Annotated in this window: 15 protein-coding genes; 2 read left to right on the top strand and 13 right to left on the bottom strand. The window is 50.0% G+C overall.

Features of this window, described 5'->3' with window-relative positions:
* Positions 1-10 precede the first annotated feature (10 nt).
* A complete protein-coding gene (locus tag KNO78_RS01050) occupies positions 11-628 on the bottom strand; it encodes a succinate dehydrogenase cytochrome b558 subunit (RefSeq protein ID WP_015881102.1) in 618 nt (205 codons plus the stop codon).
* Positions 629-850: 222 nt separating this feature from the next.
* Between KNO78_RS01050 and KNO78_RS01045 the strand changes: the two genes are divergently transcribed.
* Positions 851-1,243 carry a YslB family protein gene (locus KNO78_RS01045; protein WP_251125226.1) on the top strand — a complete coding sequence of 131 codons (393 nt, stop codon included), beginning with the start codon at positions 851-853 and terminating at the stop codon, positions 1,241-1,243.
* 24 nt (positions 1,244-1,267) lie between these two features.
* On the opposite strand, the gene KNO78_RS01040 is transcribed toward KNO78_RS01045, so the two are convergent.
* Both KNO78_RS01040 and uvrC read right to left on the bottom strand, forming a co-directional pair.
* The gene (locus KNO78_RS01040; RefSeq protein ID WP_214691156.1) at positions 1,268-2,044 is read right to left on the bottom strand and encodes an aminoglycoside adenylyltransferase domain-containing protein; all 777 of its coding nucleotides are present in this window, start codon (positions 2,042-2,044) and stop codon (positions 1,268-1,270) included.
* Complete coding sequence (gene uvrC, locus KNO78_RS01035) at positions 2,041-3,831, bottom strand: excinuclease ABC subunit UvrC (RefSeq protein ID WP_214691157.1); 1,791 nt, start codon at positions 3,829-3,831, stop codon at positions 2,041-2,043. Before uvrC ends, KNO78_RS01040 begins: the two co-directional genes overlap by 4 nt.
* Before the next feature lie 70 nt (positions 3,832-3,901).
* On the opposite strand from uvrC, the gene KNO78_RS01030 reads away from it, so the two are divergent.
* Complete coding sequence (locus KNO78_RS01030) at positions 3,902-5,215, top strand: dihydrolipoyl dehydrogenase family protein (protein WP_214691158.1); 1,314 nt, start codon at positions 3,902-3,904, stop codon at positions 5,213-5,215.
* A 42-nt stretch (positions 5,216-5,257) separates the two neighbouring features.
* On the opposite strand, the gene mnhG is transcribed toward KNO78_RS01030, so the two are convergent.
* The 10 genes from mnhG to KNO78_RS00980 form a co-directional block, all read right to left on the bottom strand.
* Positions 5,258-5,617 carry a monovalent cation/H(+) antiporter subunit G gene (gene mnhG, locus KNO78_RS01025; protein WP_015881097.1) on the bottom strand — a complete coding sequence of 120 codons (360 nt, stop codon included), beginning with the start codon at positions 5,615-5,617 and terminating at the stop codon, positions 5,258-5,260.
* Complete coding sequence (locus KNO78_RS01020) at positions 5,595-5,891, bottom strand: Na(+)/H(+) antiporter subunit F1 (protein ID WP_026826530.1); 297 nt, start codon at positions 5,889-5,891, stop codon at positions 5,595-5,597. Before KNO78_RS01020 ends, mnhG begins: the two co-directional genes overlap by 23 nt.
* Positions 5,891-6,376: a Na+/H+ antiporter subunit E gene (locus KNO78_RS01015; RefSeq protein ID WP_078146523.1), complete on the bottom strand. Its 486-nt coding sequence runs from the start codon at positions 6,374-6,376 to the stop codon at positions 5,891-5,893. The genes KNO78_RS01020 and KNO78_RS01015 overlap by 1 nt, the downstream gene beginning before the upstream one ends.
* 7 nt (positions 6,377-6,383) lie before the next feature.
* On the bottom strand, positions 6,384-7,868 hold the full coding sequence (locus KNO78_RS01010) for a Na+/H+ antiporter subunit D (RefSeq protein WP_074037548.1): 1,485 nt from the start codon (positions 7,866-7,868) through the stop codon (positions 6,384-6,386).
* Positions 7,861-8,202, bottom strand: coding sequence for a Na(+)/H(+) antiporter subunit C (locus KNO78_RS01005; RefSeq protein WP_015881093.1), 342 nt, complete (start codon positions 8,200-8,202; stop codon positions 7,861-7,863). Before KNO78_RS01005 ends, KNO78_RS01010 begins: the two co-directional genes overlap by 8 nt.
* Positions 8,202-8,639 (bottom strand): Na(+)/H(+) antiporter subunit B, encoded by a 438-nt coding sequence (locus tag KNO78_RS01000; protein ID WP_015881092.1) that lies wholly within the window; start codon positions 8,637-8,639, stop codon positions 8,202-8,204. The genes KNO78_RS01005 and KNO78_RS01000 overlap by 1 nt, the downstream gene beginning before the upstream one ends.
* Positions 8,611-11,052 carry a Na+/H+ antiporter subunit A gene (locus KNO78_RS00995; protein ID WP_078146522.1) on the bottom strand — a complete coding sequence of 814 codons (2,442 nt, stop codon included), beginning with the start codon at positions 11,050-11,052 and terminating at the stop codon, positions 8,611-8,613. Before KNO78_RS00995 ends, KNO78_RS01000 begins: the two co-directional genes overlap by 29 nt.
* A 346-nt stretch (positions 11,053-11,398) precedes the next feature.
* Positions 11,399-11,713: a thioredoxin gene (gene trxA / locus KNO78_RS00990; RefSeq protein ID WP_015881090.1), complete on the bottom strand. Its 315-nt coding sequence runs from the start codon at positions 11,711-11,713 to the stop codon at positions 11,399-11,401.
* A gap of 107 nt (positions 11,714-11,820) precedes the next feature.
* A complete protein-coding gene (locus KNO78_RS00985) occupies positions 11,821-12,786 on the bottom strand; it encodes an electron transfer flavoprotein subunit alpha/FixB family protein (RefSeq protein WP_015881089.1) in 966 nt (321 codons plus the stop codon).
* 14 nt (positions 12,787-12,800) lie between these two features.
* Positions 12,801-13,574 carry an electron transfer flavoprotein subunit beta/FixA family protein gene (locus KNO78_RS00980; protein ID WP_214691159.1) on the bottom strand — a complete coding sequence of 258 codons (774 nt, stop codon included), beginning with the start codon at positions 13,572-13,574 and terminating at the stop codon, positions 12,801-12,803.
* Positions 13,575-13,638 lie beyond the last annotated feature (64 nt).

Here is a 13,638-nt window from a genome sequence, read left to right as displayed (position 1 = left end):
TTCCCCCTAATTACAAGATGCCTGCAAACGTCAAAATCGAACGGATGCCGACAAAAGATAGTGCCAAGAACACGACACCTGATACGTAGCTCATGAGACGTTGCGAACGAGGTGACTGTGTGATACCCCACGTGATCGAGAACGACCAAAGACCGTTCGCGAAGTGGAACGTAGCCGAAAGGATTCCGACTATGTAGAAGATCAACATGAGCGGGTTGTCGACGATGTTTTGCATCATCTCCGCATTGACTTCTACCCCGCGCAATTTCGCAAGACGCGTTTCCCAAACGTGCCAAGCGATGAAGATCACGAGGAAAACTCCTGTGAAGCGTTGGAAGAGATACAACCAGTTGCGCGCGTATGAATAGCGGTTCGAGTTGATTGACCCGAGAAACGCGTAGTACACGCCGTACACCCCGTGGAAAATCATCGGCAATGCGATAATTGTCACTTCAAGGAAGTACAAATACGGTAAGTTCTCCATGAATTTTGCTGCTTTGTTGAATGACTCCACCCCATCGACGATGTAGTAGTTGACCGATAAATGGACGATCAAAAACAAACCGATTGGAATGACCCCAAGTAGCGAATGGACTTTACGACTGAAATAGTCACGATGCGCTGCCATTCTAGTTCCCCCTTTTCACGAGCATTGGCTCGTATTGTCAATAAAAGCGTTTTCAAATGCAGATATAGCTTTCTGTCTCCTATTCTACTCTTGTGAAAATTGTATGACAAGACAACCTAGCCGATTTGTGCCACATTCTTTTCAAAATTACAGGATGACCAAATTCCAATTGGTCGTTATAATGATATAGAGAGATTGGAGTGATGGGATAGAATGGAAACGATGAGCCAACCAACTTTCGCGATTGAACTGCTTCGCGACTATGTGTTGACGGATTTGCTTGGCGAAGATTACGCCCAAGTCATCTATTGGTCAGGAAAACGGGTCGCCCGTAAGTTCCCGACGATGTCCGACGATGAACTGACTGCTTTCTTCGCAGAGGCAGGTTGGGGAGAGTTGACAATCAAGAAGGAACGTGGGAGCAAGTTTACTTATGAATTGATCCCACCACCTGCGACTCAGACCAAAGCGACAGGTTATTATCAGCTTGAAGCTGGATTTTTAGCCGAACAGATTGCTGGTCGTTTCCAGTGCGTCGCGGAAGGTTACGCCGATCCAACCCGAAAAGCTGTCCAAATCACCGTCCAACTAGACCGAAAAGACGACTACAAATAAGAGTCGATGCCAACGCATCGACTCTTATTTTTGTTTCCGCTGAAGTTGTTGACACATGTAGCGACGGAATTCATTGAGTTCTTGTCGATGAAACGTCACACTTCCCCCTTCATAGCTCCGAGTCGCCTTACGAACAACTTCGACAATATTTCCTGGAAAATGTCCGTTATTCACTAACCAATGGAGTGCTTCTTGTTTTGAGAGCAGAACACGTTCTTGTTCATAGGCCAGGCCACGTATCAAGTTCAATACGCTATACACCGTCTGTTCTTCAATCGAGTCAAGAGAATCGAGCGCATCCGCTCGAATCGCATCAGAAAAATGAGCTGAATCGAATCCAGAAAGGAGTTTATGAAGTGGTTGCCCTCGCCATGTGATACCACGCTCTAAAATCACTTGGACGTGAGCCGCCAAATCAGGATCGGTGAATCCTTGTTGCAATTCGGTTCTTTCTTCCCTACTAGCTTCTTCAAAACGTGAACGCCACCCTTCACTATAGTGAAACTCGAAAGGACTTGGATGATACCAATCTTTTAGCTGCGCCATCGTCATGATGCTCAGTTCGAGCGGATATGGTTCGTTGGAGTACGAGAGACAGCAGTCGATGAGTTTTTGTCGTTCCTCCCGAGTCAATGCGTTTGATACGACGAGCAACAAATCTACATCACTTCGTTTCGGATGAAAACCACCCATCGCTAATGATCCATGAATATATATATGCTGAACGGTTGGTAGAAATTCATCAATCGCTCTCACGAATGAAGCGATTGTATTCTCCACGTCTGTCGTAATCTGTCTCATTCATCCGTCTCCTCATGCACGTATTGAAGCACGGTCTCCGCTAATTTTTCCGGCAACCCCGCTTCCTTCAATTGTTCGAGTGATGCCAGACGAATCTGTTTCATCGACCCGAAATGGCGGATGAGCTGTTGACGACGCTTCGGACCGACACCCGGAATCTCATCGAGTATCGACTTCGTCATCTTCTTCGTCCGTAGGCTGCGGTGGAACGTGATGGCGAAACGGTGGACCTCATCTTGCATCCGCTGCAACAGATAAAAGGCGCTCGATCGTGGATGGAGCTCGACAACGCCCCCACCTTCTCCGAACAACAGTTGGCTCGTCCGATGTCGGTCATCTTTTTTGAGCGAGCCGACCGGCAAGTCGAGCCCGAACTCATTTTGAATGACGTCGAGCGCCGCATTCAATTGCCCAATCCCCCCATCAATCAGTAGGAGATCGGGTAATCGTTTGTCTTCCGTCAAGAGACGGCGGAATCGTCGACGGACGACTTCACGCATCGTCTCGTAATCGTCCGGTCCTTGGACGGTACGAATCTTATATTTCCGATATTCTTTCTTGAGCGGCTTCCCGTCTTCAAAGACGACGAGTGCCGACACGGCGTCCGCGCCCTGAATGTTGGCGTTGTCGATGATGTCGACACGTGACAAGTTGGGAATCCCGATCGCTTCACCAAGTTCACGCATCGCAAGCAATGTCCGTTCTTCATCTCGGGCGAGCAACTCGAACTTCTCGTTCAAGGCGATTGTCGCATTCTTCGTCGCCAAATCAAGCAGCTGTTTCTTCGCCCCTCGTTTCGGCTGCATCACTTTCGTTCCGATGGCGTCATTCAGTAAATCGAGCCGGACCGTCTCGGGTACGAGAATCTCTTTCGGCACGACGTTTTGTTCATAGAACTGAACGATGAAACTTTCGAGTTCTTCCGAAGGCTCTCCGTGCATCGGGAAGAGAGAGACATCTCGCTCGATCATCTTGCCGCCTCGCATGTAGAACACTTGGACACACATCCAGCCACGGTCAAGCGTATAACCGAAGACGTCTCGTGCCGTCGGGTCGGCCGTAATCATATTCTGTTTATTCATGATCGATTCGACCGCTCGAATCTGGTCGCGCAGTTCAGCCGCTCGCTCGAACTGCATGTCCTCAGCGGCACGTCCCATCTCGACATTCAGCTTCGCGAGCGTCTCACTCGTCTCACCATTCAAGAAGCGGCGAATCTCGTTGACAATCTCTTTTTGCGAATCCGTATCGACTGCGAGCTCACAAGGTCCCAGACATTGCCCAATGTGATAATACAAACAGAGCTTTTTCGGCATCGGCTGACATTTACGGAGCGGGTAGAGTTTATCAAGCAGACGTTTCGTCTCGTTCGCCGCATAGGCGTTCGGATACGGTCCAAAGTAATGTCCGCCGTCTTTTTTCAATTTCCGTGTCGTCAATAGACGCGGATACGGTTCGTTCGTAATTTTGATGTACGGATATGTTTTGTCGTCTTTGAGGCGAATATTGTACTTCGGGTCGTGCTTTTTAATGAGCGTCATTTCAAGTAATAACGCCTCGAGTTCGCTCGCCGTCACGATGTACTCGAAGTCACGAATCTCTGCGACGAGGCGCATCGTCTTGATGTCGTGTGCGCCCGTGAAGTAAGAACGGACCCGATTCTTGAGGTTTTTTGCCTTCCCTACATAGATGACCTCACCATATTCGTTTTTATGCAGATAACAACCCGGCTCATCCGGGAGCAGCGCTAATTTATGTTTAATGTGGTCGGTATGACTCAATTCCATTCACCTCAGTTTAGCTTCCTCCTGGACGGGAAAAAGAGTGTGATATCTCGTCAGAGGAGGATTTTATATTATGAAACGATACGACGTCATCATTGTCGGTAGCGGCTCCGCAGCGGGTCAAGCCGCTTCCATTTTACGCGAAGCCGGTAAAGAGATCGCCATCATTGAGAATTGGACGTTCGGGGGAACATGTCCTCAACGCGGATGTGACCCGAAGAAGATGCTTGCCGAAGGAGCAGAACTCCTTGCCCGAACGGAACGTATGCGTGAGCTTGGCGTCGAAGGAAGCCTGTCACTGGATTGGTCGTCCTTTAAAAAGCGGATTGATGAGTACCGCCTCTCTATCCCAACATCCAAAAAACAGCATTGGGATGAGATGAACATAGACTTATATCAGGGAGAGCCTCACTTTATCGATGAGGATTCAATCGTCATCGATGGTCACGAGCTCTCTGCCAATCAATTTTTAATCGCTACGGGTCAAACGCCCCGCCCTCTCGATATCCCAGGTGGCGAACTGGCGATCACTAGCGATGATGTGTTCGACCTCGACGCGTTGCCTGAATCGATTCATATCGTGGGGGGAGGCTATATCGCCTTTGAATTCGCCCATATCTTCCGACGATTCGGAAGCGACGTGACACTCCTCATTCGTTCACATGCGTTGAAGGCATTCGACCCGAACGTCGTCCACCGGCTCATCGAAGAATCGAAGCGAATCGGCATCACCGTCCGACATGACGTCGAGCCAATACAAATCGATGGCAACGTCTTAACGTTATCAGATGACTCTACCCTAGAAGGAGTTGTCCTTAACGCTACAGGACGAATTCCAAGCATCGAGCGACTTCGGCTTGAAGCGGCAGGTGTCACAGCTGATCATCACGGTGTACATGTGAACGAGCATCTGCAAACAAGTAACCCGAATATATACGCCGCGGGCGACGTCGCCAAAAGTCCCAATCCTGCACTCACTCCATTCGCCGGTCAGGAAGGGCGCCTCGCCGCACTCAATATGCTTCACGGGAATACAAGGTCACTCCCTGAACGTCCGGCCCCGACCATCGTCTATGCGACACCACCGATTGCCAAAGTCGGTCTTACGGTCGAGGAAGCGGAAGCTGAGGGCATTGACTTCGACGTGAAAGAAACGGACATGTCGCACTTCCTCACCTATTCACGAATCAACGACGCAACCGCCTATTCAAAAGTGTTACTGAGTGCAGAAGGGCACGTCATCGGGGCTCATTTGATTGGTCACCACGCCCCTGAACTCATCAATCTGTTCTCTTTCATTATACAGAACAAACTGTCGCATCAACACGTGAAGCACTTAGAAGTCGCCTATCCGACCGCCGCCTCCGACTTGAGCTATCTCATTTAAACAAAAGACGGGACTTGCCTCTTGGCAAATCCCGTCTTTTTCTTATTCGATTCCTTTGTCCTTGTCTTCTTTCAGCGCGTCTTGTAACGACTTCTCCCAAAGTGGAACACCTTTCGCGTGCGCCGCACGCGAGATAAGGTGACCCCCAACAGGAGCTGTCAAGAGGACGAAGAAGAGACCGAGCAAGAGTCTTGCATCAAACACCCGTTCATCGACATATACGTGAAGGACGGCTGCAAAGAGGACGAACATGACACCGAGTGTCGCACTCTTTGAGGCAGCGTGTGTTCTCGAATAAATATCTGGGAGACGGATGAGACCGATCGCGGCGACGACCGTGAAGAAGACGCCGATGATCGTGAAGATGCCGGTAATGAGATCAAAGATCATTGTCGCGGTCATGTTGGATAATCTCTCCCCTCTCTAAGAATTTCGAGAACGCCACCGTTCCGATGAAGGCCAAAATACTGAGTAGCAAGATGACTTCAAAATACAAAGTCGTATCGAGCAGAATCGATAGTAACGCAACGACCGAGATAAGCGCGATCCCGATGGAGTCGAGCGCGATGACTCGGTCTGCCGTCGTCGGTCCTTTGACGACACGATACAACATCATCAACATCGCAAGCAAGAGAATGGCGAGCGAGATGTAGATGAGAATGTCTAGTAAATCCATCACTCTGTCGCCTCCTTAATGCTTGATTCAAAGTTATCATAAATGTCTTTTTGTAGCGCTTCTTTATCCGGCATGTGGAGTGCGTGGATATAGAGCACGGAATTGTCTTTTGACACCTGAACGACGAGCGTCCCTGGTGTGAGCGTGATCAGCATCGAGAGCAAGCTGACTTTCCATCCTTTGTCGAGCGACGTCTCATAGCGGAAAATCCCTGGTTGGATTTTCAACTTCGGACTAAGGACGAGACGCAGTACCTCAAAGTTCGCGAGGAACAATTCACGGATGAAGATGAGAAGCAGTTTAAACAGACGCCAGACGCGTGTGAAGTAAAAGCCGCCCCCACTAGATTTAAAGAATCGGCGCATCATGAACAAGATGAGTAAGCCAAGTAGATACCCGACGAAGAATCCGCTCGTTGTGAACGATCCCGTGAGGAACATCCAGATGAACGCCAAGAAAAAGTTAATCAATAGTTGATAAGCCATCTGTCATTCACTCCTTTATCACGGCATCGATATAGATTTCTGGATTGACGAGCGGCTCAATCGCTTGCGTGATATACGGATGGATGGCTTCTGCCCCAAATCCGTATGCGACCGCGATGATGAGCAACAAGAAGACCGGTACAATCAAACGCTTCGTATACGGTACGAGCGGTCCATCATACTCGCGCTTCGCCTCGCCCCAGAACCCGTTCAAGAAAATCTTCATGACCGAATAGAGGACGAAGAGACTCGACAAGAGGACGAGAAGTGGTCCGAACAGCTCGCCTTCGTCCATCCCACCTGAGACGATCAACAATTTCCCGAAGAATCCACTGAGTGGTGGAATCCCAGCGAGCGAGAGCGCTGCGACGAAGAACGTCCATCCGAACAACGGGAAGCGAGTGATGAGTCCACCCATATCACGGAGTTGACCGGATTTGGTGATTCCGATCATCATCCCGACGAGCATGAAGAGAACGGCCTTGATGATCATATCGTGAATCAAGTAGTAGAGTGACCCTTCAAGGGACGTCTGCGTGTTGACCGAAATCCCGTATAAGATGACCCCGACTGCGATCATGATGTTGTAGATGATGATCAACTTCACGTCGTTATAGGCGATGGCCCCTGTCATCCCGATGAAGATGGTGAGGACAGCGAGCACCATGAGGAACGTCTGTAAAAACTCACCGTTCCCATCAAAGAGTAGCGTGTACGTCCGCAAGATCGAGTACACCCCGACTTTCGTCAAGAGAGCCCCGAACATGGCGAGAATCGGGGTCGGTGCGACCACGTACGCTCCAGGGAGCCAGTAGTGAAGTGGGACGAGTGCCCCTTTCATCCCGAAGACGATGACGAATAGCACACCGATGACGGTGATGACGTCCGGGTTATCGACAAGCGGGATCTTCATCGCCAAGTCCGCTATGTTGAGTGTACCTGTGACACCGTAAAGCAAGGCGACCGACATGACGAAGAGCGCCGAGGCAATGATGTTCACGAGCAAGTATTTGATTGACTCACGTAACTGGACGCCACGTCCACCGAGTACAATCAATACGTATGAGGACATCAAGAAGACCTCAAAGAAGACGAACAAGTTGAAGATATCACCTGTCGTGAAGGCACCGTTCACCCCGACGAGCAAGAAGAGCATCGAGATGTACAAGTAGTTTCCTTCATATGAGTCAGAGAAATAATGGACGGCGAACCACACGATGAAGAGCGTGAGGAGAGTCGACGTCGTCACGAGTAGGGCTGACAACATATCCGATACGAGCGTGATGCCGAACGGTGCTTGCCAGTTCCCGAGGTTGAGGGTTTGAATTCCCTCCGTGGAGACCGTATGCACGAGAAAGAGTGACACGATCGCCGTAATAACTAAAGCTCCAAGAGCCATTGCGCGCTGCAGCTGGACCCGTTTTGGCATAAACATCATAAGGATGGCCGCAAGCGCAGGAATGACGATTGGAAAGACCGGTAAGTTAATCATACGATTCTGTTCCTTTCATTTCTTCCATATTGTCCGTGCTGAGCTCCTGATACGTGCGGTAGGCAAGTACGAGGAAGAACGCCGTCACCCCGAAACTGATGACGATTGCCGTCAAGACGAGCGCTTGCGGTAACGGGTCTGTGAATTCCGTCACACCGTCGACGAGAACAGGGGCAGCCCCTGTCTTCAAACCTGCCGTCGTCAAGACGAGAAGGTGTGCCGCGTGACTGAACAAGGCAGTGCCGATGATGATGCGTAACAAACTTCTTGAGAGAACAAGATAGACGGCACACATCGTCAGGACACCGATGATGATGCTAACGAAGATTTCCATTATTCACTCTCTCCAATCGTTTGTATAATCGTCAACGTGATTCCGATGACTACAAGGTAAACCCCTAAGTCGAACGCAATCGCCGTGTGAAGGGTCTGTTCACCGAGAAGTGGTAAGTCAAACTTCCCGTATGCGTGCGTCAAGAACGGACGACCCAAGAAAACCGAGTGAAGACCTGTCGCAAGGGCAATCAGTAATCCGGTCGCCGTCATGAGACGGTAGTCAATAGGGAGCACGTTCGCGAGCGTTTTCGAATCAAATGCGAGCAACAGTAAGACGAGTGCCGCGGATGTCATCAATCCACCGATGAATCCTCCACCTGGTGAATAGTGACCGGCAAAGAACAAGTCGATGGAGAAGATGACAATGATGAAGAAAATGATAATCGCGGCCGTCTGCAAAATGACGTCATTGACGCGTCTGCTGTTTTGCTTCATGTTCACCTTCTCCTTTCGTACGTCGTGTTGTTCTAAATTTAATCATCGTGTAAATCCCGAAAGCCGCAATCCCGAGAACCACGATTTCAAACAAGGTATCAAATCCACGGAAGTCGACGAGAACGACGTTAACCATGTTTTTACCTGCTGCAAGCTCATACACGTTCTCTTTGTAATACTCTGAGATCGAAGTGAGCGATTTGTTTGTGAGCGCCATGAAGCTGAGAAGCGTCACGGTCGTCCCGACGAGAACAGCCACGATGGCATTCCCGACTTTGAAACGCATCCGTACTTCCTTCTTGCTGATGTCCGGCATGTGATAGAAGACGAGCAAGAACAATGCGACCGAGACCGTCTCGATGACGAGCTGCGTGAGCGCCAAGTCCGGTGCACCGAAGAAGACGAAGAACAGTGCCACGCCGTATCCAACGACCCCAAGTAGGATAATAGACGGGAGACGCGACTTCATGAAGAGAATCGCGAGCGCCGCTAGCATGACGACAGCTCCGAGCACATATTCATAAGGTGCAATCTCAGCCAGGTTCTCAAACGAGAAGCGGTACATGTCGAACCACCAAATGCTGAAGAGCATCATACCTGAAAGGAAGACGAAAATATAGATCAAGTACGACCGGATGAAACCAGTCATGTAGTTGTCTTTAAAGCGATATGCCGCCTTGTTCGACCATACGAGCGTACCATCGTACATCCCGTTGAGCGTCAAACGATGTGGGATGCGGTTGTAGATGCCCATCCATTTACCCATTTGCCAGAACAGCAATGAACCGAGAAGGATCACCCCGATTGTCATATATAGTTCAGGCGTCAAACCGTGCCAGAAGTAAATATCTACTTTAACATCTTGCCCTTGCGCGACGAGTGTCGGATAGATCGACTCGACGGCTGGCTTGATGAGCGAGTTCGACAACACGTTCGGGAAGAACCCGAGACCGACAACGAGAATCGCGAGGATGACCGGCGAAATTAACATGCCGATCGGTGCCTCATGCGGTTGTTTCGGCAATTGATCGAACTTCGCCTTGCCCATGAACGTCCGCGTGAACAGCATGATGCTGTAGATGAACGTGAACACACTTCCGACGAAGGCGATGATCGGGAGTAGAATCCCAATCGTATCGAGCGCGAAGAAGTCTGCCGAGAAGACTTTCGTCGTCGCCTTCAAGAACATCTCTTTACTCAAGAATCCGTTAAATGGCGGAAGACCAGCCATCGATAACGAACCGATGACGGCGACCGTGAATGAAATCGGCATGACGGTCATCAGACCACCGAGTTTACGAATGTCACGTGTGCCCGTCTCATGGTCGACAATCCCGACCATCATGAAGAGCGAGCCTTTGAACGTCGCGTGGTTGATCAAATGGAAGATCGCCGCAATCGTCGCGACCATAAAGATGTTGTCATCCATGCCGTCATAGTGGAGCGCCGCCGCTCCGAGTCCAAGGAGTGACATGATCAACCCGAGCTGACTGACGGTCGAGAACGCTAGGATTCCCTTCAGGTCGGTCTGCTTCACGGCATTGAATGAACCCCAGAACATCGTGAACATCCCGACTCCGGCAATCGTCCATAGCCAGACGGATGATTCTTGGAACACCGGGCTCATGCGGGCCACAAGGTAGAGACCCGCCTTGACCATCGTTGCTGAGTGGAGGTACGCACTGACCGGAGTCGGTGCTTCCATCGCGTCAGGCAACCAGATGTGGAACGGGAACTGCGCTGACTTCGTGAACGCCCCGAGCAAGATGAGAATCATCGCGACGAGGAAGAACGGACTCTCGGCGATGACGCCCGAGTTCGCGACCATATCGCGAATGCTGTACGAGCCGACCATCGATTCGAGTAAGACGATCCCTCCGAGCATCGACAATCCGCCGAACACGGTGAGAAGCATCGACTTCTGCGCCCCATAGCGGGAACGTTCTTTCTCATACCAATATCCAATCAACAGGAATGATGAAATCGATGTGAGCTCCCAGAACATATACATAACAATCATGTTATCCGAGAGAACGACCCCGAGCATCGCACTCATGAACATCAAGAGATACACGTAAAAATGCCCGAGCGACTCTTTGTCCTTATTCAAATAGTAAATCGAATAAAGGACGACCAGTGCGCCGATTCCCGTGATGAGAAGGGCGAACAAGAGACTGAGTCCATCGACGTATGCCGTGAAGTTAATCCCGAGGGATGGCATCCACGCAATCGTCTCTGTCACGACGTCCCCTGCACTCGTGATCGGAATGAATCCGGCGAAGTAGGTGACGAGCACGACCGGAACGATCAAGACGAACCAGCCTGTATGAATTTGTTTCATCCCCCGGAACAAAAGTGGGATGAATGGTGCCGCAAGAAGCGGCAACAAAATAGCTAAATGTAACAGCGACAAGAAAATTCCTCCTTCGAACAGAGTCGTACAATAGATTGAGCCGTAAAGTAAGGTCACTTGACTCCATCATGTCTTCCTCATGAGTATAGCGTAAATTTTCAGTCTGTTTCCATGATAAAAGCTTCCAGTTCAAGCGCTCCCCCGTCAAAATTTCGAATCTGTTAAATATGAAGGAAGCCGACGGAATTTCTTCAAAAAAAATTTGAAATCAGACGTTATGTATCGGAATATGACCGGATTGAGGGTGCGTGGAATAACTCATCCTATTCCCTACTTGCCTGTCCTTTTCCTTCTTTTCTACTCAGTAAAACAAAAAAGCAGCCGATCTCAATCGGCTGCTACGCAATTATTGTGCTGTCGCGATAAACTCTTTCAATGCTTCTTTTGGTTGGAAGCCCATTGTTTTCGAAACAGGCTCGCCATCCTTGAACATCATGAGTGTCGGGATACTTTGGATTTGGAAAGCACCTGCGACTTCAGGGTTTTCGTCGACATCGAGTTTCACGATTTGGACTTGGTCACCCATTTCTTGATCGAGTTCTTCAAGAACTGGCGCGATCATGCGACATGGTCCACACCAAGTTGCCCAGAAATCTACGAGGACAACGCCCTCTTTTACATCTTGTTCAAACGATTGAGTCGTTGCATGTTTAATAGCCATTTGTAAAAACCTCCCCAATAAGATGAGAGAGTCCTGATAGAGAACTCTCATGCAATTCATGTTCAGAGTATACCACGGAGGGTAACAACCCCAAAACGTTTTGCTTATTAGCTATTGACGAGGTGCTTACGGAACTCTTCTGTCAACATCGGGACGACATCGAACAAGTCGCCGACGATGCCATAGTCTGCCACGCTGAAGATGTTTGCTTCTGGGTCCTTGTTGATGGCGACGATGACTTTCGCGTTACTCATTCCAGCCAAGTGCTGAATCGCTCCTGAGATTCCACATGCGATGTAGAGGTCTGGTGTGACGACTTTACCCGTCTGCCCGATTTGAAGGGCGTAATCGCAGTAGTCAGCGTCACATGCTCCACGTGAAGCACCGACTGCTCCTCCGAGAAGCTCAGCCAACTCTTCAAGCGGTTTGAATCCATCTTCGCTCTTCACGCCACGTCCACCTGCGACGATGACTTTCGCTTCCGCCAAATCCACTTTCCCAGTCGCCTTACGCACGACTTCTTTGACGATCATCGCGAGGTCTTTCAATTCGACCGCCGGCGTTTCAACAGAGACGCTCGCGCCCGCTTGACGTGCAAGTGCGTCGATGTTGTTTGGACGGATTGTGAAGAACATGACGGAATCTTTGAACTTCACTTTCTCGAACGCCTTCCCTGAGTAGATTGGGCGAACGAACTCTGCGTCGCGTCCTGTTCCTTCGATAGAGACAACGTCACTGATGAGTCCGGCATCAAGACGTGCTGCAAGTTTCGGTGCGATATCTTTCCCGAGAGCCGTGTGTCCGAGGACAATCATTTCCGGATTTTCTTGCTCGATCAACTGGCGGAGCACTTGACCGTAGCCGTCAGGCGTATAATGCTTGAGGCGATCATCTTCGACGACGAGGACGCGGCTTGCACCATACTCCCCGAGTTCTTGTGCGAGTGATTGCACGTGATCCCCAATCACGACTGCCGTCACATCGTCTGTCAATTGCTTCGCCGCAGCGATGGCTTCGAATGATACGTTACGTAACGCGCCTTCACGCGCTTCTGCGAGTACTAAAGCTTTCATCTATGATCTCCCCCTTAAATGACTTTCGCTTCCGTGCGAAGAAGTTGTACGAGTTCGCTCACTTGTGTCGACATGTCGCCTTCAAGGATACGGCCCGCTTTCTTCTCTTCTGGCAAGAATCGTTCAATCGTCTCGATTTTCGCTTCGATTTTATCTTCATCGAGATCGATGTCCATGAGTTCGAGTTCTTCGAGCGGTTTCTTCTTCGCCTTCATGATTCCTGGCAAGCTCGGGTAACGTGGCTCGTTCAACCCTTGTTGTGCCGTCACGAGAAGTGGGAGTGCGACTTCGATCACTTCCGTATCCCCTTCGACGTCACGTGTGACCGTAGCCGTTGTACCATCGATTTCAAGACCCGTGATCGTCGTCACGTAGTTCATGTCGAGAAGTTCTGCGACACGTGGTGCGACTTGTCCGCTACCGCCATCGATTGCCACGTTTCCTGCGAAGATGAGGTCTGCGTCCTGTTCTTTCAAGTATGTGGCGAGCACTTTTGAAATCGTGACATGGTCCGCATCCTCGACATCGTCCTCGATTGAGATGCGAACGGCTTTGTCCGCACCCATTGCGAGCGCTGTACGTAATTCTTTATCCGCATCTTCTGGTCCTACCGTGACGACCGTGACCTCTCCCCCGAGTGCGTCACGTTTTTGAATCGCTTCTTCGACCGCATATTCGTCATACGGGTTGATGATGAACTCAGCGCCGTCTTCTTGAATTTCCCCATTCTCGAGCTGAATCGCTTCCTCAGTATCAAACGTACGTTTCAGCAAAACAAAAATATTCATGGTTGATCCCCCTTTAGTCAATTCTTTCCATCATTCATGAATCAGCATTCATTTTTTGAGCTAG

Origin of the sequence: Exiguobacterium sp. s132 (assembly GCF_018617235.1) — a bacterium.
GTDB classification, from domain to species: Bacteria; Bacillota; Bacilli; order Exiguobacteriales; family Exiguobacteriaceae; genus Exiguobacterium; species Exiguobacterium profundum.
The sequence above is the reverse complement of the archived record's forward strand: the minus strand, read 5'-3'. Positions and strand labels throughout refer to the sequence as shown.